Origin of the sequence: Kaistella gelatinilytica, assembly GCF_015679325.1 — a bacterium.
Classification (GTDB): domain Bacteria; phylum Bacteroidota; class Bacteroidia; order Flavobacteriales; family Weeksellaceae; genus Kaistella; species Kaistella gelatinilytica.
In genome coordinates, this window is sequence record NZ_JADPVI010000004.1 from 115,114 (window position 1) to 137,586 (window position 22,473).

At 35.8% G+C, this 22,473-nt stretch carries 21 protein-coding genes and 1 pseudogene; 18 read left to right on the plus strand and 4 right to left on the minus strand.

What is annotated here, in order from left to right:
- The first annotated feature begins 18 nt into the window (after nt 1-18).
- The 7 genes from IV494_RS13280 (at nt 19) to IV494_RS13310 (ending at nt 6,606) form a co-directional block, all read left to right on the plus strand.
- Entirely contained in the window at nt 19-1,149 is a 1,131-nt protein-coding gene (locus tag IV494_RS13280; protein WP_196080602.1) for a hypothetical protein, read from the plus strand.
- 12 nt (nt 1,150-1,161) lie between these two features.
- Nucleotides 1,162-1,443 (plus strand): hypothetical protein, encoded by a 282-nt coding sequence (locus IV494_RS13285; protein WP_196080603.1) that lies wholly within the window; start codon nt 1,162-1,164, stop codon nt 1,441-1,443.
- Nucleotides 1,440-3,938 carry a phenylacetic acid degradation bifunctional protein PaaZ gene (gene paaZ, locus IV494_RS13290; RefSeq protein ID WP_196080794.1) on the plus strand — a complete coding sequence of 833 codons (2,499 nt, stop codon included), beginning with the start codon at nt 1,440-1,442 and terminating at the stop codon, nt 3,936-3,938. Before IV494_RS13285 ends, paaZ begins: the two co-directional genes overlap by 4 nt.
- 5 nt (nt 3,939-3,943) lie before the next feature.
- Complete coding sequence (locus IV494_RS13295) at nt 3,944-4,279, plus strand: DUF6150 family protein (RefSeq protein ID WP_196080604.1); 336 nt, start codon at nt 3,944-3,946, stop codon at nt 4,277-4,279.
- 132 nt (nt 4,280-4,411) lie between these two features.
- Nucleotides 4,412-5,101 (plus strand): SMUG2 DNA glycosylase family protein, encoded by a 690-nt coding sequence (locus IV494_RS13300; RefSeq protein ID WP_196080605.1) that lies wholly within the window; start codon nt 4,412-4,414, stop codon nt 5,099-5,101.
- Entirely contained in the window at nt 5,101-5,868 is a 768-nt protein-coding gene (locus IV494_RS13305) for an enoyl-CoA hydratase/isomerase family protein (RefSeq protein WP_196080606.1), read from the plus strand. Before IV494_RS13300 ends, IV494_RS13305 begins: the two co-directional genes overlap by 1 nt.
- 3 nt (nt 5,869-5,871) lie before the next feature.
- A complete protein-coding gene (locus tag IV494_RS13310; protein WP_196080607.1) occupies nt 5,872-6,606 on the plus strand; it encodes an SDR family NAD(P)-dependent oxidoreductase in 735 nt (244 codons plus the stop codon).
- Here the strand turns inward: IV494_RS13310 and IV494_RS13315 are convergent.
- Nucleotides 6,603-7,136, minus strand: coding sequence for a hypothetical protein (locus IV494_RS13315; RefSeq protein WP_196080608.1), 534 nt, complete (start codon nt 7,134-7,136; stop codon nt 6,603-6,605). The genes IV494_RS13310 and IV494_RS13315 overlap by 4 nt on opposite strands.
- Before the next feature lie 42 nt (nt 7,137-7,178).
- A complete protein-coding gene (gene aspS / locus IV494_RS13320) occupies nt 7,179-8,933 on the minus strand; it encodes an aspartate--tRNA ligase (RefSeq protein ID WP_196080609.1) in 1,755 nt (584 codons plus the stop codon).
- A 319-nt stretch (nt 8,934-9,252) separates the two neighbouring features.
- On the opposite strand from aspS, the pseudogene IV494_RS13325 reads away from it, so the two are divergent.
- Nucleotides 9,253-9,328, plus strand: a pseudogene (locus IV494_RS13325) (30S ribosomal protein THX); the annotation flags it as partial.
- A 256-nt stretch (nt 9,329-9,584) separates the two neighbouring features.
- Here IV494_RS13325 and IV494_RS13330 read toward each other — a convergent pair.
- Together IV494_RS13330 and IV494_RS13335 are read right to left on the minus strand one after the other, a co-directional pair.
- Nucleotides 9,585-10,253 carry a DUF937 domain-containing protein gene (locus IV494_RS13330; RefSeq protein WP_196080610.1) on the minus strand — a complete coding sequence of 223 codons (669 nt, stop codon included), beginning with the start codon at nt 10,251-10,253 and terminating at the stop codon, nt 9,585-9,587.
- Between the two features lie 94 nt (nt 10,254-10,347).
- The gene (locus IV494_RS13335; protein WP_196080611.1) at nt 10,348-10,854 is read right to left on the minus strand and encodes a DUF2480 family protein; all 507 of its coding nucleotides are present in this window, start codon (nt 10,852-10,854) and stop codon (nt 10,348-10,350) included.
- A gap of 97 nt (nt 10,855-10,951) precedes the next feature.
- Here IV494_RS13335 and lpxB point away from each other — a divergent pair, with 97 nt between their 5' ends.
- The 10 genes from lpxB (at nt 10,952) to IV494_RS13385 (ending at nt 22,328) form a co-directional block, all read left to right on the plus strand.
- Nucleotides 10,952-12,058, plus strand: a complete 1,107-nt coding sequence (gene lpxB / locus IV494_RS13340) for a lipid-A-disaccharide synthase (RefSeq protein WP_196080612.1) — start codon at nt 10,952-10,954, stop codon at nt 12,056-12,058.
- Between the two features lie 145 nt (nt 12,059-12,203).
- Nucleotides 12,204-13,880: a ComEC/Rec2 family competence protein gene (locus tag IV494_RS13345; RefSeq protein ID WP_196080613.1), complete on the plus strand. Its 1,677-nt coding sequence runs from the start codon at nt 12,204-12,206 to the stop codon at nt 13,878-13,880.
- Between the two features lie 165 nt (nt 13,881-14,045).
- Nucleotides 14,046-14,711 carry a succinate dehydrogenase cytochrome b subunit gene (locus IV494_RS13350; RefSeq protein ID WP_196080614.1) on the plus strand — a complete coding sequence of 222 codons (666 nt, stop codon included), beginning with the start codon at nt 14,046-14,048 and terminating at the stop codon, nt 14,709-14,711.
- Between the two features lie 101 nt (nt 14,712-14,812).
- On the plus strand, nt 14,813-16,825 hold the full coding sequence (locus IV494_RS13355; protein ID WP_196080615.1) for a fumarate reductase/succinate dehydrogenase flavoprotein subunit: 2,013 nt from the start codon (nt 14,813-14,815) through the stop codon (nt 16,823-16,825).
- Between the two features lie 23 nt (nt 16,826-16,848).
- The gene (locus tag IV494_RS13360) at nt 16,849-17,616 is read left to right on the plus strand and encodes a succinate dehydrogenase/fumarate reductase iron-sulfur subunit (protein ID WP_196080616.1); all 768 of its coding nucleotides are present in this window, start codon (nt 16,849-16,851) and stop codon (nt 17,614-17,616) included.
- Nucleotides 17,617-17,764: 148 nt separating this feature from the next.
- Nucleotides 17,765-19,288 (plus strand): TlpA family protein disulfide reductase, encoded by a 1,524-nt coding sequence (locus IV494_RS13365; RefSeq protein WP_196080617.1) that lies wholly within the window; start codon nt 17,765-17,767, stop codon nt 19,286-19,288.
- A gap of 75 nt (nt 19,289-19,363) precedes the next feature.
- The gene (locus tag IV494_RS13370) at nt 19,364-19,666 is read left to right on the plus strand and encodes a hypothetical protein (protein WP_196080618.1); all 303 of its coding nucleotides are present in this window, start codon (nt 19,364-19,366) and stop codon (nt 19,664-19,666) included.
- A gap of 131 nt (nt 19,667-19,797) precedes the next feature.
- Nucleotides 19,798-21,207, plus strand: a complete 1,410-nt coding sequence (gene rlmD / locus IV494_RS13375; RefSeq protein WP_196080619.1) for a 23S rRNA (uracil(1939)-C(5))-methyltransferase RlmD — start codon at nt 19,798-19,800, stop codon at nt 21,205-21,207.
- Nucleotides 21,208-21,223: 16 nt separating this feature from the next.
- Complete coding sequence (locus IV494_RS13380) at nt 21,224-21,700, plus strand: DUF6452 family protein (protein WP_196080620.1); 477 nt, start codon at nt 21,224-21,226, stop codon at nt 21,698-21,700.
- Nucleotides 21,666-22,328, plus strand: coding sequence for a DUF6048 family protein (locus IV494_RS13385; RefSeq protein WP_196080621.1), 663 nt, complete (start codon nt 21,666-21,668; stop codon nt 22,326-22,328). Before IV494_RS13380 ends, IV494_RS13385 begins: the two co-directional genes overlap by 35 nt.
- Nucleotides 22,329-22,473 lie beyond the last annotated feature (145 nt).

The following is a 22,473-nucleotide window of genomic DNA, read 5'->3' on the forward strand; positions in this document are numbered from 1 at the left end:
TTTTAACCCTTTTTTCCTATGACCTTTGAAAAATGGAGCAATAAAATTTATCTCCTAATTTTATTTACAATAAGTTTCGTACTATTTTATTTAAATTTTGAAAATCGTGAGTATGGATGGGATATGCCGGGATATTTAGGGAGTTATTACCTTGTAGAAAATCCCTCCAATAATTTAAATATTCAAGAAAATGTTTATGCACTCATTAAAAGCGAAGCTCCAAAATTTCAGTATGAGAAAATGGTCGGCTTTCATGTGAAAGGAAATTGGAATGATTGGATCTCTAAAAATGGTGACGCTTTCAACCTCCAGATTTCCTATTATTCCATTAAAGTTTTTTACGTATTCTTAATTTTCTGTTTCCATAAAATCGGTTTTTCCCTCCCAATTGCTGCGTTTTTGCCCAATATTATTTCCTTTTTTATTTTTGGATTCGTGCTTTATTCTATTTTCAAAGAAATTTTAAAAGATAAAAAATTAATTCCTTTTATTTTAACCTTGATTGTATTGCTGATTCCGCCTTTCAGATATCTCGCTACAATTCCGTCTCCCGATATGTTGACTGTCTTAATTTTAACTTGGTTCGGTTATAGCGTAGTGAAAAAGCAGGAATTATACATCCAGTTTATGATTTTAATGCTCGTCATTTTTTCCAGACCAGATTTTATCATTTTCGGGATTAGTTATTTGGGGATATATTTTCTTTATCATTTATATAAAAAAAGAAAAATCAATTGGATGCCTATAGTTTTTGGAGTCGGAATGATGGCAACTTACTTTTTAATTTTAAAAATCAATAATTATCCCGGCTGGAAAGATGTCTTCTATGATTCCTTTATCCAAAGAAGAATGATTATAACCGGAAATGCAAATTTCTCATTTCACGAATACCGACAGGTTTTTCTTGATAACATTACTAATTTCAAAAAAATAACCTTGATTTCACTTGTGTGTTTAATTGCAGTTTTTTACTTTACCAAAGATCTTTGGGTCAGAAGTTTAGCCGCGCTTCTTGTTCTTAATGTTTTTTTTAAGTTTGCGTTTTTTCCCGCACCCGGAGAATATCGCTTTTTCATCGGGTTTATATTACTCCTATTTATTACTTCTGTTTACTCTGCGAAAGATAAAATTCGTAATTTAACACGATAAAAACAACGGTGAATGTTTAAAAATTTTACCAAGAAAAGATGGACCATTTCCGGAATAATTATTTTACTTCCACTCAATTTTCTGGCTTTCTATCTCATCAGACAAAGCATCGGAATTACAGAGGCATTAGAACATGTTGATAATCAAAAAGCAGCAGAATTCCTGCATCAAAAAGTTCTTATTTATAATGTTTTTGCAGCGGTGGTGATCACCCTCGATTTTGTTTTTATTTTAACTTTGCTCTATTTTTTATTTAAAATCATTACTAATAATTTTAAAAATTCTAATCAATAATGAAACTTAAAAATTATATATACGGAGAATGGGTCGAAGGATCCGGCGACGGAACACAGCTCTATAATTCAGTGAATGGCGATAAAGTTGCCATTGTTGACACGAAAGGAATTAATTTCGAACACGCTTTGGATTTTGGTCGAACAGTTGGTTACAAAAATTTAGCTTCGATGACTTTTTATGATCGGGGCGAAATGTTGAAAAATATCGCATTATATCTTCTCGAGAGAAAGAAAAAGTATTACGAAATCTCTTACAAAACTGGTGCAACTCATGCAGATTCCTGGGTAGATATCGAAGGTGGATTCGGAACTTTTTTCACTTATTCCGGTTTGGCAAAAAGAATGTTACCAAACACCCCATTTTGGGTCGATGGCGATACCCAGAAATTGGGAGCCAATGGAACTTTTCTCGGAACACATATTCTCACGCCAAGTGAAGGGATTTCAGTACAAATAAATGCCTATAATTTTCCGGTTTGGGGAATGTTAGAGAAACTTTCAACTTCGCTTTTGGCCGGAGTTCCAAGTTTAGTGAAACCTGCAACACCAACAAGTTATTTGACTCATGCAGTTTTCGAGGATATTATTGAAAGCGGAATTCTTCCCGAAGGTTCACTGCAACTCATTTGTGGAAGTGCCGGAAATATGCTGGAATATATGAAAGACGGAGATTCTGTGCTTTTCACAGGTTCTGCTTCCACGGGAAAAAAATTAAAATCAATGCCTTCCATCGCGCAAAATTCAGTGCGGTTTAATATGGAAGCCGATTCTTTAAATTGCTCCATTTTAGGTTTAGATGCAAAACCCGGAACTCCGGAATATGACCTTTTCATTAAAGAAGTTCGAAATGAAATGACGACCAAATCTGGTCAGAAATGTACTGCAATCCGAAGAATTATAGTTCCCGAAAATTTAATTGGAGATGTTCAAAATTCGCTGATAAAATCTTTAGATCAGGTAAAAATCGGAAATCCATTAAGCCGCGAAACCAGAATGGGCGCACTTGCGGGAAAAGATCAATTCGCTGAAGTTTCTGAAAAAATAGAATTATTAAAAACTGAAACCGAATTAATTTACGACGGAAAACAGAATCTGGTAGATGCTAATTACGAAAGTGGTTCATTTATGAGTCCTAAATTATTTTTAAATGACAAACCTTTTGAAAAAAACATTTCCCATGATGTAGAAGCTTTCGGTCCGGTTTCCACAATAATGCCGTACAAAGATGCGGAAGAAGCTGCAGCTTTAGCAAAACGCGGAAAAGGAAGTTTGGTGGGTTCCATTATTTCTCACGACGAAAAATTTGTAGCAGAAACTGCCTGGAAAATGGCAACAACGCACGGAAGAATTTTTGTTCTGAATCGCGATAATGCGAAAGAATCTACAGGTCACGGTTCACCTTTGCCGACATTAATGCACGGCGGTCCCGGAAGAGCAGGAGGTGGCGAAGAAATGGGTGGTTTAAACGGACTTCATTTCTTCTTACAAAAAACAGCGATTCAAGGTTCACCAGATATTTTAACAGCGATCACCAAAGTTTATCAGCAGGGAGCGACTCCAAATTATTCGGAAAAACATCCATTTAGAAAATATTTTGAAGAAGTAGAAATCGGTGATTCATTAGAAACTGCCGGAAGAACGGTTACTGAAGCAGATATCGTAAACTTTGGAAATGTTTCTTGGGATCATTTTTATGCCCATACCGATGCAACTTCCCTGAACGGAACTATTTTCGACAAAACGGTGGCTCATGGATATTTCATTCTTTCCGCCGCTGCAGGATTATTTGTCTCTGGCAAAAAAGGTCCGGTTATCGCAAATTATGGTTTGGAAAATGCCAATTTCTTTAAGCCAGTTTATGCGGGAGATACGATCACCGTTTATTTAACGGCGAAAGAAAGAATCAACAAAGGTGTAAAAGGAAGAAACGTTCCAAGCGGCGTTGTGAAATGGTTGGTTGAAGTCGTGAATCAAAGAGAAGAAACTGTTTGTGTCGCTACGATTTTAACTTTGGTTGCGAAAAAATCTCCTTTTATTAAAATTGATTATAAAGACTTTGCAAAACGTTTAAATAATTTAACGGATAAATCTGTACCGAATTGGGGACAAATGAATGCTCAACAAATGTTGGAACATTTAGAAACAACCATGAAATACAGCACCGGCGAATTGGAAACTTCTGAATGTAAAACTCCGGAGGAACAACTAGAGAAATATCAGGATTCCCTTTATAATTTTTATAAAATGCCTAAAGATTTCCCAGCACCATTTTTAGAAGACGGAAAATTACCCGAATTGAAATATAAAAATCTAGAGGAAGCCAAAACTCATTTTATAGAGTCCGTTAAGAATTATCAGATCTATTACCGGGAAAACCCAGATGCAGAACATTTGCATTTCGTCTTTGGAAACTTAAATAAAGAGATGATGGAATTATTTCACCAAAAACATGTGACTCATCATTTTGAACAATTCGGACTTTTTACAAGTTAAATGAAATGGAAAAATATCTAGCCTTGATTTTTGGACTTTTTTTTACTTTGCAGTTTCCTGCACAGAAAGTTTTTTCTGTTGATTACCAAAGTGAAGCAGATGTGAAAGTTTATGTAGTGAAATATGAAAGTCAGGCAGATTTAAAAGTTTATAAAGTCGATTACCAAAGCCAAGCCGAAGGAAACGAAGGAAAGTGGTTCTTTGTGAAATATCCGAGTCAGGCGGACAAAAAAATCTATTTTGTAGATTTCGAAAGCCAGGCAGATTTAAAAATTTTCTTTGGGAAATATCAAAGTCAAGCTGGGTGGAGTAAAAAAGAGAAGAAGCAGTTGATCTATTAAAGATGATAATTTAGAAAGTATTTTGTAAATAAGATAAATGTTCCTGAGGAACTTTATCTCTGTAGAATTAAATTGGAAATAATGTATTTGCGTTCCTGAGGAACGCTATCTAAATAAATTAAAGGTACTGTTTTGAAAAAAACCATCGGCGAAAAAGTAGTAGAATTCAATAAAAAATTACATTATTCTGGAGAGCTTCCTGAAGGTTTCGATGTGCTCAATCCTTTCTTCGATAATCCCGAAACTTTAACTGTGATGACCGATTTTTACAAAAAGTTTTACAATGATCACAACCAAAGAAAATTCATCATCGGAATTAATCCCAGTCGCCACGGAGCTGGAGTTACTGGCGTTCCTTTTACCGATACAAAAAGACTGGAAACGGTTTGTGGAATTGAAATGAAATCCTCGCACACACATGAAATTTCTTCAGTTTATCTCTATGATGTTATTATGAACTTCGGCGGACCGGAAAATTTTTACAAGGAATTCTATATTAATTCTCCGTTTCCGCTCGCAATTATTCGCAAAACAATTCGGGGTGGATTAAATGCTAATTATTATGATGATAAAAAACTCTTCGAAGCCGTAAAACCTTTTATGATTCAAACTTTAAAAGATCATATTAGTTTGGGTTTAGATACTTCGGAAGTTTTCATCTTAGGAAAAAAGAACGCCACCTTCATTGATAAGATCAACAGGCAGGAACATTTCTTTGATAAACTGACCGTGTTGGAGCATCCGAGATATATCCAGCAATACAAAAGCAAGGAAAAACAATTATACATCGATAAATATTTAATCGCCCTAAATAAAGCCTAATGAACAACGGATTTGTCAATCAAGAATTAAAGAATAATATCTCAGAAATCACTTTTGGAACTCCAAAAAGTAATTCTTTACCGGGAGAAATTTTAGAATTACTCGCTCAAACTATTTTAAACGAAGGCGCAAAAAAAGAAGTAAAAGCAATTTTGTTAAAAAGCGAAGGAGAAAAATCCTTTTGTGGCGGTGCAAGTTTCGATGAATTATTAGAAATTGAAGAACTGGAAAAATCAAAAATATTCTTTGGAGGTTTTGCTAAAGTTTTAAATGCCATGAGATCTTGCGGGAAATTAGTCATTGTCAGAGTTCAGGGAAAAACAACTGGCGGTGGAGTCGGAATTGCTTGCGCAGCAGATTATTGTTTTGCCACAAAAGAGTCTGCTTTGGCTTTAACAGAATTAAATTTAGGAATTGGACCATTTGTGATTGGACCATTTGTAGAAAGGAAAATTGGAAAATCCGCTTATTCTGCAATGTCGATTGATGCTGATTTCCGCAGTGCAGAATGGTGTGAAAGCCACGATATTTATCAGTCAGTTTCTGAAAATATTCCGGAGATGGATGCTAAAATTGAAAAATTTATGGAAGTTCTTTCTGGTCGAAGTTCAGACGCTTTGGCTTTGATAAAAAAAGTCTCCTGGGAAGGAACGGAGCATTTCGAACAGCTAATGCCCGAAAGAATTTTGATGAGTGCGAGTTTAATTTTAGAAGATTCTGCGAAAGAAAATATTGGTAAAATTAAAGAGAGACTTCGTGCCAAATAGTCGATGAATAATAATTCCAACAAAACAGTTCTTATTTTAGGCGCTAATTCCGATGTGGCGAAACAATGCATTTTGCAATATCTGGAAATGGGTTTTTTCATTATTGCTTCTTCTCGAAATCTCGATTCTTTGAAGAGTTTCGTTCTAGAAAATAATATAGATTCTTCAAAAATTACAGTCAATTATTTCGATGCAGCCGATTTTAATTCTCATCAAAAATTTTATGATGAACTTCCAAGAAAACCAAACATCGTAATTTATGCTGCAGGTTTTTTAGTGGAGAATCAAAAAGCGCTGCACGATTTCACAAGTGCAAAACAAATGATGGAAGTCAACTATATAGGTGCAGTTTCTATTCTGAATATTATTGTGACGGATGAAACGAATAAAAATCTGGAAAGAATTGTCGGTCTGTCCTCACTTTCCGGCGTTCGTGGGAGAAAAAGTAATTTCATTTATGGAAGTACGAAATCTGCGTTCACGCAATATTTGGCTGGACTTCGACAAGAATTATCTTCGAGAAATATTATCGTTAATGTTTTGGTGAGCGGATATATTAACACCAAAATTAATGAAGGTTTAGAATTGAATAGAAACCTTTTGATGGAACCAGATTATGTCGCAAAACATATTGTAAATGCAGGGAATTCCTTCTGGATTGTTCCGAATTTCAAATGGAAAATGATTTATTTTATTTTGAAAATACTGCCGGAGAGTTTAGTGGCGAAATTGCCTTAAAATAGCTCAGAAGATTTTTCATGAATGTAATCTTTCAAAATTTCAAAGTCTGCATTTCTAAATTCAGAATGATCGAGCACAAAATTTAAAGTATTGTTTAGAAAGCTTATTATAATCCTGTTTTCAATCAACTGATAGCTGGTTTTGTCCCAAACGGAACTAAAGTTGTTAAAAGGATTTTTAATTTCAATTAAATTTTCATTTAAAATAATTGCAAATAAATTTTGATCAGCCTTATTTAATTCGGTGATCATTTGATCAAGTTTTTTTTGAAATTCTTTTTTTGCTTTAATATAGGAACGCAATATGATTACCCAATAAATTAAAAGGTAGATCGCTCCGAATCTAATAAGGTAATATATCAAATTGCTATCGAAATTTTTTATCGGGTAAAATCCCAAAAACACGATAACTAAAGTAAAAAGTACGAGTTTTTTCCAATCTTTCAAAAATTTTTTCCACGTCAGTTTAAATAAGAATTTTTGATTTTCTCTTTCTATATCTTCATCGTAGTAGAGTTGGATCGTCATAATTTCATTCATCAGAAAATAGGCAAAGTAATGCGTAAAGTTTTAAGCTTTTAAATTTAACTTAAGTTCCAACTCATCCAATTGCTCGTTAGAAATCGCACTTGGCGCATCAATCATCACATCTCGTCCGGAATTGTTTTTGGGGAAAGCGATATAATCTCTAATTACTTCATTGCCATCTAAAATAGCAACCAAACGGTCAAAACCTAAAGCTAAACCTGCGTGAGGCGGAGCTCCATATTGGAAGGCATTCATCAAGAATCCAAATTGTGCTTCTGCATCTTCTTTGGTGAATCCTAAAAGATTGAACATTTTAGCCTGTAGATCTTTATCAAAAATTCTTACCGAACCACCACCGATTTCATTTCCGTTGAGGATTAAATCATAAGCATTTGCTCTGGCTTTTCCTGGATCGGTTTTTAATAAATGAACGTCTTCAGGTTTTGGCGAAGTAAACGGATGGTGCATTGCGTGATAACGATTTGTTTCTTCATCCCATTCTAACAATGGGAAATCGATGACCCAAAGTGGTGCGAATTCTTTTGGATTTCTTAATCCCAATCTGTTTCCCAATTCCATTCTCAAGGCAGAAAGTTGGGTTCTTACTTTATTTTCGTTTCCGGACATTAGGAAAATTAAATCTCCTGCTTTTGCTCCGAATTTTTCTGTGATTTTCTTTAAATCTTCTTCGTTATAAAATTTATTTACGGAAGAAGTAACAACACCATCATTCTGGAATTTAATCCAAATCATTCCGTTTGCGCCAACTTGTGGGCGTTTTACCCAATCGATCAATTCGTCGATTTGTTTTCTGGTATATTCTGCGCAACCTTCAACATTGATTCCGACTACCAATTCTGCGTCGTCGAATATTTTGAAATCTTTTTCTTTTACCAATTCATTCACTTCCACGAATTCCATCCCGAATCTAATGTCCGGCTTATCGTTTCCGTATTTTTTCATGGCGTCAGCGAAAGTCATTCTTGGAAATTTGCCGAATTCTTTTCCAGCGATATCTTTCAATAAAGTTGCGGTCATTCCTTCGAAGATTTCCAAAACATCTTCCTGTTCTACAAACGCCATTTCGCAATCGATCTGTGTAAATTCCGGTTGACGGTCGGCTCTTAAATCTTCATCACGGAAACATTTAACGATCTGAAAATAACGGTCCATTCCGCCGATCATTAATAATTGTTTGAATGTTTGTGGCGATTGTGGCAAGGCATAAAACTGTCCAGGATTCATCCGGCTTGGAACGACGAAATCTCTCGCTCCTTCCGGAGTTGATTTGATAAGAACCGGAGTTTCTACTTCGATGAAATCTTGTTCGGATAAATAGTTTCTCACTTTCTGCGCCATTTTGTGACGGAAAATTAATTTGTCTTTCACCGGATTTCTTCGGATGTCTAAATATCTGTATTTCATTCTCAGTTCTTCGCCACCATCAGTTTGGTCTTCGATGGTAAATGGTGGAACTTCTGATGCATTTAAAATGGTCAGTTTTTCAACAAGGATTTCAATTTCTCCGGTTGGAATTTTTGGATTTTTGCTGACTCTTTCAATGACTTTTCCTTCAACTTGAATGACGAATTCACGACCGAGTTTGTTTGCGTTTTCTAATAATTCTGCGGATGAACGGTCTGCATCAAATACCAATTGTGTAATTCCGTAACGGTCGCGAAGATCGATCCACATCATAAAACCTTTGTCGCGGATGGTTTGAACCCAGCCGGAAAGAGTAACAGTTTGATCAAGATTTTGGATGTTTAATTCTCCGTTGGTGTGCGTACGAAACATAATTTTCAAATATTAGAAGTTAAAATTGAAATTGAGATTTACTCTGAAATTTCAGGTGCAAAGATAAGTTTTTTGGATGATTTTCAGAAGTGATTTTTCAGCGATTCCCTGCGTGAGGGATCGCAATGGAAATCCCGGAATGAAACAAAGTGGAATGAGGAATTGTAATGGAAAGCCCGACCCAAGCGGCTGGAAATATTTACAGCATAATTATAAGCGCTGGAAAGGGTCACGCCCAAAACTTTATGATTATTTAAGAAGTGCTTGCCAAATTATTATTTTAACTTTGGTATAATCAATACATTAAAAATAATTAATTATGGGAAAAGGAGACAAAAAATCAAGAAAGGGAAAAATTATAGCGGGAAGCTACGGTAACAAAAGACCAAGAAAAGCCAGTTCTGTCATAGAAATCCCGGTTAAAGTATTAGATGAAAATGATAAAAAAGCGCCGAAGGAGAAAGTGAAAAAAGCAGTCGCTTCTCCAGCAGAGAAAACTGAAAATGCAGAAGTAGAAAAAAAACCAAAAGCTGCTGCAAAACCGAAAGCAGATAAAAAAGAAGACACCGAAGAGGTGAAAACTAAAGAGTAGATATAAAAAAAACCGAAGAATGATCCTCGGTTTTTTTTATGATTTGATTTTTTGTAGAATTATTTTCCGCCAAAGAGACCGCCTAAAAGTCCACCCAAACCGCCTTGACCTTGTTGCTGATTGCCACCGCCAAGAACGCTTTCGAGAATTCCTCCTAGTCCACCGCCTGAATTTTGGTTCGCGCCGCCAAGAACACTTCCTAAAATATCAGTTATAGGATTTGAGCCGCCTTGCGATTGTTGTTGCTGAACGTGGCTGCTTGCATTGCCCAAAATTCCGCCCAGCAGATCTCCTAAACCACCGCCGGAAGTTACACCGTTCGATTGTTTTTCTTTCCCGATAAATCCCATAATGACAGGAGCTAACATGGCTAAAATCGGTCCGATCTTATCCATTGAAATCCCCGTATTCTGTGAAAGTTGATTTTCTACCGTTGATTTTTGATCTCCAAAAACGTGATCTAAAATTGAACTTCCTTCTTGCTGCCGATCAGCTGCCTGAGAAGGATCATTTAAAATACTTCCGTCGTGATCTTTATCAAGCGCTGTATTCAAGGCTTCTGCATCTGCAGGACTGTCTTGGGATTTTTTTCTTAAGTAAGAAATAACCAGTGGTGCAGCAACTGCCAGTAAAGCGATAACCTGCGTTTTGCTGATTCCGAATTTGTTTTCAGCATCAGAAGCAACTTGATTTCCTGTGCTGCCTGTGATTAAGTCGAGTAAGCTCATAGTGTTTTATTATTAAGTTAATGATATTTGACAATCAAAGTTATCAAAAATTAGTCCTAAAACTTTTTGCAAAAACTTAAATAAATGTTAAACTTTAATTTTTAAAAATAGGGACATTTGAACAGGCTTCTCCGAACATCAAAGATTTTACGAGGGGTTTCAATTGTTCCACCAGCTCGATATACGCATTCTCGGGAATTGATTCATCGGAACATCCTTTAACCAAAACTCTTTTACCGATCATTTCTGTAAAATCGTAGGTTTGCACCGCATTATGCATCAAGAGAACTTCTAGATCTTCGCGATTTCCAAAAACTATTTTTTTTGCCGTTTCCGTCAGTTTTGCGGTCAGCAGAAAATAGGCCCAAAGTGGAACGATCGCATCTGCAGAATTATAAATGTAAACGTAGCAATCTTTATAATCCTCTGCATTAATGTTCTCGATTTTTTCTCTGAAATCTTTTTCCTTTAAAATCAGTTCTTCGAAAAGGAAATCTTTTAAATCAATACCGATTCTTTTTCCTTTTGGCACCAGTTGCGAGAGATCAAAATTGACCAATCCGCTTTCGGCTATTTTATTTTTTATTTCTAAATCAGACATTTTTTTATTTTATCTTTGAACAAAATTAAGGTAAATAATCGGTTTTAATTTGATGGTTGAAAGATCCTAAAACTAAAATTTAAATTTAAAATATCAATTGAAATATTACATTATCGCAGGAGAAGCTTCCGGAGATCTGCACGCTTCCAATCTAATGAAGTCACTTTTAAGAAAAGATCCAACTGCAGAATTTCGTTTCTGGGGTGGAGATTTAATGACTGAAGTTGCGGGATTTCCGCCCGTGAAACATTATCGGGATTTAGCATTCATGGGATTTCTTGAAGTTGCCAAAAATTTGGGAACAATTCTAAAAAACATTAGATTTTGCAAAGAAGATATTCAGAATTATAAACCCGATGTTTTAATATTGGTTGATTATCCTGGATTTAATTTAAGAATAGCAGAGTTTGGAAAAAATTTAGGCATAAAAATCATCTACTATATTTCGCCGCAGCTTTGGGCCTGGAAAGAAGGTCGTGTAGAAAAAATTAGAAAATTTGTCGATGAAATGTTGGTGATATTGCCGTTTGAAAAAGACTTTTACAAAAAACACCAGGTTGATGCGCATTTCACAGGACATCCTTTATTAGATGCGATTTCAGATTTAAAGGAAATAGATATTCAGAAATTTAAGGCGGAAAATAATTTAAACGAAAAGGAAATTATTGCGCTTTTACCGGGTTCTCGTGAACAGGAAGTGGCGAAGATGTTAGAATTGATGCTTTCAGTTCGTCCTTATTTTAAAGAATATCAATTCGTAATTGCAGGCGCGCCAAGTTTGCCGAAAGAATTTTACCAAAAATATGTGGATGAAAACGTTCATTTTGTTTCCAATAAAACCTACGATTTATTGCGATGTTCGAAAGCGGCGTTAGTTACATCAGGAACTGCAACTCTGGAAACAGCTTTGCTCAATATTCCAGAAGTTGTATGTTATAGAAGCAGCCGAATCTCCTATGAAATCGGTAAAAGAGTTGTTAAAAACATCAAATATATTTCTCTGGTCAATTTAATTATGGATGAGAAAATTGTGACTGAATTGATTCAGAGTGATCTTAATACTAAAAACTTAGTTAAAGAACTGCAGTTGATTTTAGACGGAAATTCCAGAGAAAAAATGTTGCAGGATTTTGAACTTTTACGACAAAAATTGGGCGGAAAAGGAGCAAGCGACCACGCCGCAGATATAATTATAAAAGGGTGATTTCACGCGTAATTTTATCAATTGAAGTTGATAATTTTACACGAAAACACCATTGCAAAAACAACCACTTTTTATCCTTTGTATTTGTTTTATTCTTGGAATTTTCTTTCAGGATTCTTTCAACGTTGAAAGTAATTACATCTATTTGTTTTTAATTCTATGTTTTCTTTCGCTCTTCGTTTTTCTTGTTAAGAAATTCTTATTTTATCGGTTACGACATCTTTCTCTTTTCCTTTTGTTTTTCTCTTTGGGAATTTTCGCGCATTTTTTGAATTCGCAAAAACCACAACTTCCAGACTTAAAGAGTAAAGAAAATATTATTTTCAAAATTACTAAAAAGCTTAATTCCAATCAGAAAAGCCGTCGCTACGAAATTGAAGCCTGGAAAGGAAATGAATCTTTTAAAAGTGTATTGTCAATTCCTAAAGACGAAAAAGATTTTGATTATCTTCATTATTACAAAGCCGAAATTTATATCAACAAAATTGAAAAACCATACAGCGATTTTCAGTTTGATTACGGCAAATATCTGGGGAGAAAAGGTATTTATTTTCAAAGTTATTTGCCCAATTCTTTCCGATCCAGTAAACGAAATGATCTTTCTTTTGCGGAGAAAATTCGTCAGAAACGTTTAGAAACTTTAAGTAAAATCGACGATTCCAATTTAAGTAAGGCAAGTCGGGAATTTACGAAAGGAATTATTCTCGCCGATCGCACAGAAATGGATAAAGAGATTGTTCGGGATTTCAGCAAATCTGGACTGGTGCATATTTTAGCGATTTCCGGTTCTCACATGGCGATTATTTTTTGGTTGATCTTACTTGTTTTGAATCCAGTCTTTCCACCGAAATTAAAGAATTACAAAATTATAATCTCGCTTTTATTGATCTGGAGTTTTGCCATATTTATTGATTACGGGAGTTCTGTCGTTCGGAGTTGCGTGATGATCTCGGCTTACTACACTTTTATTTTATTGCAAAGAAAAACGGATCTGCTTCATTCTATGGCAATCGCGGGACTCGCAATTTTAATTACGGATACCAATCAGCTTTTCGATGTAGGATTTCAATTGAGTTTTCTGGCGGTTTTAGGAATATTCTGGTTTAATCAACCTATTTTGAAATATTTGCCAAAACCGAAAAATAATTTTCAGAATTTTTTCATGAACATTGTTTCGATCAGTATTTCGGCGCAGTTGGCGACACTTCCTTTGGTGATCTATTATTTTCATCAGTATTCATTTATTTCAATTATCGCAAACTTAGTTATAATTCCTTTTTCAGAGATCTTAATTATTTTCGCTTTGTTAATGACGGTGCTCACCGCGTTTTCTTTACAGTTCACTTCCTTGAATTTGATTTATGATTTCTGCGTAACGTACACGTTGAAGGAAATTCATTTTTTCGCAGAGATCGATCTGGCTTTTTATAAGATCATTCCTCTGACGCTTTTAGAGGTTTTCGTGGCTTTTATCATCATCTATTTATTAAGATTCGCGATTTTAAAATTCAATGTAAAAAACTTCCTTCGAGTCACTTATTTTGTTTTGACATTTATCGCATTGCGTTTTGTTTTAAATTTTAAAGCGGATCAGATCGATGAGGTTTTAGTCCATCAATATTTTAAAGAAGCAGTTATTTCGGTAAAAGGAAACAACAAAGTTCGGTTTATCATGCATGAAAATTCAAATCCTGAGAAAATTGAGCAATTTGTTATCGAACCCTATTTAACTTCCAGAAGAACCAAAAATTTTGAGATCGTTCAAATTCCAAGATCAGTTGAGCAGATCAATATTGATGGAGTAAAATATATTTTAAAATGACGCTTCATGGCAAATTTATTGTTGCTAATAAATATCCTTCTACACTTTATAATAACGATCCAATCTTATTTAGAAGGATTACAAACTAAAAGATTGTGACTTTTCTCATCTCGAAATAGCTTAACATTTTTTTAACTTTGTGAAAATTCAATTTAAATATTAATTATGGCAGGATTTACAAGTTCTACTATCGGTAGAAAGTACGCAATGGCATTGTCTGCAATGTTTTTGCTCATATTCCTTATCATCCACCTTTCGGTGAACTTACTTTCGGTTTTTGGAATTGACGGCCCTTTCAATGCGGCTTCAGAATTTATGGGTTACAATCCACTGGTTCAGTTTTTAATGCAGCCTATTTTAGGTTTTGCAGTTATCTTTCACTTTGTAATGGGATTTGTTCTTGAACTTAAAAACAGAAGTGCAAGACCAATTAAGTACGGAATGAACAATGGTGCTGCGAATTCTACATGGATGTCGCGAAACATGATCATTTCCGGATTGGTTGTTCTGGCTTTTTTAGGCCTTCACTTCTACGACTTTTGGTGGCATGAGATCAACTTCAAATATATTGAAGGAAATACAGCGGATCAAGCGAGATTCTGGCCAGAAATGCATGCGAAATTTGCAGATCTGTGGCGGGTAGTAATTTATGTTGTTGCTTTTGTTTTATTAGGACTGCATTTAGCGCACGGTTTTCAATCGTCTTTTCAGTCGATCGGTGCAAGACATCCGAAATATACACCTGTGATTAAAGCTGTTGGGACCTGGTATTCTATCCTTATTCCTGCAGGATTTATTTTCATTGCATTATATCATTTTTTAACTCAATAGTATTTTAGATTTTATTTTAAAGTTTAAAACACGAAGTATTCGCGACCTCAAATTTATATTTTGAAATTCGGGAGTATATTAAAAATTCAAAATTTCTGAAAATGAGCAAATTAGATTCAAAAATTCCGGCTGGTCCTTTAGCGGACAAATGGACAAATCATAAAAATCACATGAACCTTGTTTCACCAAACAATCGAGATAAAATCGATATTATTGTTGTGGGAACAGGTTTAGCAGGAGGTTCTGCTGCTGCAACTTTAGCAGAGCAAGGCTATAATGTAAAAGCATTTTGCTACCAGGATTCACCAAGAAGAGCACATTCAATTGCAGCACAAGGTGGAATCAACGCAGCGAAAAATTATCAGGGCGACGGTGATTCAACGTATCGTTTGTTTTACGATACCATCAAAGGTGGTGATTACCGCTCAAGAGAGGCTAACGTTTACAGACTTGCAGAAGTTTCTACAAATATTATTGACCAGTGTGTTTCCCAAGGTGTTCCTTTCGGAAGAGATTACGGTGGACAATTAGATAACCGTTCTTTCGGTGGTGTTCAGGTGAAAAGAACTTTCTATGCGAAAGGTCAAACCGGACAACAGCTTTTACTGGGAGCTTATTCCGCAGTCAGCAGACAAGTAGGAAAAGGTAGAATTAAAATGTATAACCGTCACGAAATGCTGGATCTGGTACTCGTTGATGGGAAAGCAAGAGGAATTATTGCAAGAAATTTAGTAACCGGAGAAATTGAAAGACATTCTGCACACGCAGTTGTGATTGCTTCCGGAGGTTACGGAAATGTTTATTTCCTTTCTACCAATGCGATGGGATCGAACGTTTCTGCAGCCTGGAAAATTCATAAAAAAGGAGCCTACTTTGCAAATCCTTGTTATGTACAGATTCACCCAACGTGTATTCCTGTTCATGGTACAGCACAATCGAAACTGACTTTAATGTCAGAATCATTAAGAAACTCAGGAAGAATCTGGGTTCCTAAAAATATTGAGGACGCAGTTGCAATTCGCGAAGGCAGATTAAAAGCAGAAAGCATTCTCCCGGAAAACCGCGATTATTATTTAGAGAGAAGATATCCAGCTTTTGGAAATCTTGTTCCACGTGATGTTGCTTCCAGAGCTGCAAAAGAAAGATGCGACGCAGGTTATGGAATCGAAAATAATGATACTCAGGAAGGAGTTTTCTTAGATTTCTCTACAGAAATTATTAAAAAAGGAAAGGAAGCCGCACAGGAACAAAATGTTCACAATCCTACAGAGCAGCAGATCATTGATTTGGGTAAAGCCTGGATCGAAGAAAAATACGGAAACCTTTTCATCATGTATGAAAAAATTACAGGTGAAAATCCTTACGTAACTCCAATGAAAATTTACCCGGCGGTTCATTATACGATGGGCGGAGTTTGGGTTGATTATAATTTGCAGTCTACCATTCCGGGGTGTTTCGTGATTGGTGAGGCTAATTTTTCTGACCATGGCGCAAACAGATTAGGAGCTTCGGCTTTGATGCAAGGTTTGGCAGATGGTTATTTCGTACTTCCTTACACTATCGCAGATTATCTTTCCGCAGATATTAGAACGGGAGCAATTCCAACGAATACTGCTGATTTTGATAAAGCTGCACAGGACGTTCAGGATAAAGTGAATTTCTTCATGACGAATAAAGGAACTCATTCAGTCGATTATTTCCATAAAAAATTAGGACACATTATGTGGAATAAAGTTGGAATGGGAAGAACGCCGGAAGGTTTAAGAGAAGCGATCGCAGAAATTGATGAGGTTAAAAAAGATTTCTGGCAGAATGTAAAAGTTCTTGGCGAAGCAGACGGCATGAATCCTGAATTAGAAAAAGCATTTAGAGTTGCCGATTTCCTTGAACTGGGACAATTGATGGCGATCGATGCTTTGAACAGAGAAGAATCTTGCGGTGGACATTTCCGTTGGGATCACGCAACACCTGAAGGTGAAGCTGAAAGAGATGATGAACATTACAAATTTGTTTCCGCTTGGGAATATCAAGGAAACGACATTAAGCAAGAAGTTTTACATAAGGAAGATTTGATCTATGAGAACATCGAAGTTAAAACAAGAAGTTACAAATAATCTCCAATAAAGTAAATAAGAAAATGAGTACACAAAAAGGATTAAACCTGACTCTAAAAATTTGGAGACAGAAAAATAATAAAACAAAAGGACAATTCGAAACCCATAAGATCTCTGGTGTTTCTACAGAATCATCATTCTTAGAAATGCTCGATATGTTGAACGAGCAATTGATCAACGACGGCAAAGAATCGATAGCTTTTGATCATGATTGTCGCGAAGGAATTTGCGGAATGTGTTCTTTGTATATCAACGGAAGACCTCACGGTCCGGATACTGGTATTACAACTTGCCAACTACACATGAGAATGTTCAAAGATGGCGAAACAATTCACATCGAACCCTGGAGAAGCGCTGCTTTTCCGGTGATCAAAGATCTTGTAGTTGACAGAAGTGCTTTTGACAGAGTAATGGCTGCAGGAGGATTTATTTCGGTAAATACTTCCGGGAATACTTTAGATGCAAATGCGATCTTAGTTCCGAAAGAAGATGCTGATAAAGCGATGGATGCAGCAGCTTGTATCGGTTGTGGAGCTTGTGTCGCAACATGTAAAAATGGTTCTGCCATGTTATTTGTTGGTGCAAAAGTTTCTCAGTTCGCCTTACTTCCGCAAGGTAGAGTAGAAGCGAAAAGAAGAGTTCTGAATATGGTGAAAGCAATGGACGAAGAAGGTTTCGGAAACTGTTCCAACACCGGTGCTTGTGAAGTTGAATGTCCGAAAGGAATTACGTTAGAAGTGATCGCAAGAATGAACAGAGAATTCGCAGTTGCCAATATCGAGAAAGAATAAAATTTTTATTTTGTTATAAAATTAAATCGCCTTTTTAACTGAAGGCGATTTTTTTTGTGTAAAAATCAATCTTAACGTTTTTTTGTGAATTGATAGGGGATACATTCAAAATAAAACACCTATTTTTGCGGAAATTTAAATTTAAAAGATGAAAAATTATTTGTTGATGCTTTTCGTTGCGATTGCGACGATATCATGTTCAAAAAAAGTAGAAGTAAAAGGTAATTTTGCAGGCGGTTCTCCATTAGAAAGAATCGAATTTGTAGAAGCTTCAGGTGTTGCAACTTTACCGCTTGTAAATATGGGTGTTGACGCGAAAGGAAGTTTTTCCGGAAGTTTCGATGCACCGAAAGACGGAATGTACATTATGTCTTACGCCGGAAAAACTGCTATGGTTTATCTAAAAGGTGGTCAGACATTTAATATCTCCGGTAAAGCTGAGAATTTCCCAAATCAATTTACCATTACTGGTGATGCAAAAAAGAATAATGATTTTCTTCTTGAAGTTCAAAAATTCATTCAGACTTACGCCGGTAAAATCAATGTAAGAGAACTGGTTGCGAAAGATGAAGCTAACTTTTTGAAAGAAGCTGACAAAATCAAAACGGATATTGAAAAAAATATCGATGCTTCTGCAAAGAATACTTCAGCGGACAGCGAAGTTGTAAAATGGAAAAAAGACGAACTTAATGCAAGTATCTTAGGATTGATGAATCAGTACGAAACGAATCATGCACAAGCTGCACAGGACGTTGCTTACAAACCTTCTCAGAAATTCAAAGATGCTGTAAAAAAATTGGAGGGCGACAGCGACCGATTATTAAAAGAGCAGCCTATTTACAGAAATTATCTCTTAGGAAAATTAAGTCCGGAAATTCAAACATTTAGTACGACTAATAAAAAAGAAGGCGAACTTCCTTCTTCTATGTTTTCTAGATTTTTAGATACGAAAAAAGACCTGTCACAAATTACCAAAGATTACCTTTTAGCATATGTTATTGGTGGTGATCTTGCGCCGGGAATGACTGCAGAACATGCTGCTGCCGTTGCAAACACCATTAAAGATAAGATCAAAGACGCCGGGATCAAAAAAGATTTAGAGCATCTTCAGTTTGTAATTAGCGGACCGAAAATCGGAGAAGCGGTTCCAACTGCAAAATTGATCAAGCAAGATGGCAGCGATTTTAAACTGGCAGATGTTAAAGGAAAACCAACATTAGTAATGTTTTACGCTTCCTGGAATCCTTATATTTCTGAAGCTACCATTCCTGTTTTGAAAGAAGTTGCTAATTTCTACAAATCAAAAATGGATTTCACTTATGTGAATTTCGATGATACCAAAGATCAGTTCATCAAAACCAGCAATGCAATGTTAAAAGGACTTCCTGGAAATAATGTTTATGCTGATGGTGGATTAAATTCTCAGGTTGCGAAAGATCTAGGACTTTACGGTTTCAAACTTCCTTCTTTCGTTGTTTTAGATAAAGACGGAAAAATTGCAAGCAGATTTTTTAATAATTTAGGAGATCCTGAATTGATAACGGCATTAGATAAAGTTTCTGGTTTGAAAGCGCCGACTGCTCAACCACAAGCACAATTGCAAAATGATTTATTAGCGCCACAACCACAGGCTCAACAGCAGCAGGCTCCACAACCTGCTCCAACGAAATAAAAATTTCATTAATCATATAATTCCTGGCAGATTTTTCTGTCAGGAATTTTTTTTTATATTTGATAAAATTCTATTATGAAAACAAAACTACTCATCCCCGCAAACATTCTGATTCCGCTTGCCTTATTTGGTGCAATTTTTACCGTTTTTACAGTGTCATTCGATTTGACATCTTTTGGAATTCCACTCGCAGCCGGGAAATTTCTGACGTATATCGCTTTTCTGTGCAGTTTTCTTGTCGCTCTAATTTTAATATCTGATGTCTTCAGAAACAACATTCCAGGAAAATATCTCTGGACTTTAGGATTTTTAATTTCAGGTGGAATTACAGGTTTATTTTATCTGCGAAGCCGGCCTAAATATTTTGCCCAGGCTTGAGGTGAAAGTTTTCTAAATCGATAGGCTTCAAAATATTAAAGATTTTCTTTAAACACTTAATTTGAAAGAGAAGGCGATTTATCGTCTTTTTTTTATTTTAAAACCTTACTTTTGCCACCATTAAAATTTCCATGAGAAGAAAAAAGCAAAATATCGTTTTAGAAAATATTAGATTGGTTTCAGCAGGATCAAAAGGTATTGCAGTAGGAAGGACTGAGGAAGGAAAAACCGTTCTGGTTTCCGGCGCAGTTCCGGGCGATCTGGTCAATGTACGCGTGAAGAAATCGAAATCAAATTATTTTGAAGCTGAAATGATAGAGATTTTAGAAAAGTCGCCTTTCAGAGTAGAACCAAAATGTATTCACTTTGGAGTTTGCGGTGGTTGCAAATGGCAAAATCTTTCTTATGAAAAACAACTTGATATTAAACAGGACGAAGTTTTCAATAATATTAAAAGAATTGGCGGCTTAGAAGATTTCGAAACTTTACCGATTCTGGGAAGTGAAGAGCAGTATTTTTACCGCAATAAAATGGAATTTTCTTTTTCCAATGCACGTTGGTTAACGCAGTATGAGATCAGTTCTGAAGAAAATTTTGGGAACAGAGATGCTTTAGGATTTCATATTCCCGGAATGTGGAGCAAGATTCTTGATCTGAAAGAATGTTGGTTGCAAGAAGAACCTTCTAATTCTATTCGACTTGCAGTGAGAGATTATGCGATCAATAATGGGTTAGAATTTTTCGATGTTAAAGAACAAAAGGGATTTCTTCGAACTTTAATGCTCCGTCAGAATTCCAAAGGAGAATGGATGGTTTTGTTTCAGCTGTATCGGAAAGATGAGGCAAACCGCACGAAATTATTTGATTTCTTACTGGAAAAGTTCCCGCAGATCAAAACGTTGGTTTACTGTATCAATTCAAAACAAAATGATTCGATCTATGATCAGGATGTTCAGACTTATTTCGGTGAAGGATTTATCATGGAAGAAATGGATGGTCTGCAATTCAAGATCGGACCGAAATCTTTTTTCCAGACGAATTACAAACAGGCTTTAGAATTATACCGTAAAACTTTAGAATTTGCCGATTTAAAAGGCCATGAAGTTGTTTACGATTTATATACCGGAACCGGAACGATCGCGCAATATGTCGCGAGAAATGCGAAACAGGTTATTGGAATAGAATCCGTTCCAGAAGCCATTGAAGCTGCAAAAGAACACGCCAAATTAAATGGTTTAGACAACTGTACTTTTTATTGTGGTGATATGAAAGCTATTTTTAATGATGAATTTTTAGAAAATCATCCAAAAGCTGATGTATTGATCACTGATCCACCAAGAGACGGAATGCATCAAAAAGTAGTTGAGCAAATTCTGAAACTGGCTCCGGAGAAAATTGTTTACGTAAGTTGTAATTCTGCTACACAGGCAAGAGATCTGGCTTTGATGAAAGAGCAGTATAAATTGGTGAAAATCCTTCCGGTCGATATGTTTCCACAAACGCATCACGTAGAAAATATTGCACTTTTGGTAAAAATTTAAATTCTACATTTGTTTCATGAAATTTCTTAAAATATTCTTGATTTCGCTCTTTCTAATTTCCCTCTTTTCTTGCGGAAGTGATGATGATATTTGTCTCGGCGGTGAAGCAACTCCAAGAATGAAACTGAGATTTAAAACCCAGTCTACAGGCAAGTTGAAAACGATGGATTCGCTTTACGTGAATGTAGATTATGGAAATGGTCCTATTTCGGTGGTGGCTAAATCAAAAGTTGATTCTGTACTAATCCCGTTGCGGGTTGATGATGTTCCTTTTACCAAAATTTATGTGGGAATCACGAAAAAGGCGGTAACTTCTGAAATTAAAATAAATTATACCACGAAATCGCAGTACGTTTCTCCTGCGTGTGGAGTAAAAAGAATATACGAAAATGTGACTTCAGTTCTAGACGTTCCGAACCCTGTCTTAGCTGTTGAACAGAATCAAAACCAAATTACCGATGAATCAAAAACTCATTTTTACCTTCTTTTTTAGCCTCTTGTTTTCCTTTGGTTTTGCACAAAAAAAAGACCAGGATTCTTTAAAGGCAAAATGGAAATATCAACCCAATTTTATGGTGGGTTTTGATCTTTTGAATGTGGGAATTGGAGCATTCTCTGATCGTAAACTTTTTCAGGGATTTGTTTCGTCCCGAATTACCAAAAATATTCATGCCGTGGCTGAGGCTGGTTTTGAAAAAAATATTTATCAGAAAAATGAGTACGATGCTTCCGCCAATGGTCCTTTTTTGAAACTGGGCGCTTTTTATATGTTGGCAAATGATCGCGAAAATGAACTGAACGGTTTCTACGCAGGCGGAAAAGTAGGCGGTTCATTTTACAAGCAGGAATATAAAGCAGTACCGGTGCGTGGATTTGGTGGAAGCGCAACTTCTATCGCTTTCCCGCCCTCTTCTCAAAGTTCTTACTGGATTGAAGCTACCATTGGTGGCAGAGTTCAGCTTTTTGAATCTCCTTTTTATATTGATGTCAATGTACAGCCTAAATATTTGGTTTATTCCACTACGCAGGATGAAATTAAACCGATGATCGTTCCGGGATTTGGTAAAAGTTCAGCGAAATTCAATATGGGCTTTTCCTGGAACATTGCCTATCACTTTTAAAGAATGTACATATTATGCAATGAATATCTTATCGATATTTTTTTTGCTGTTATTTTACAACTATTTTCTTAATCTTTTTTGTTCATTTAGATATTCTGTAAATTTTCGGTGATAACGATATAAATAAGCTATTAATAGTTCTTAT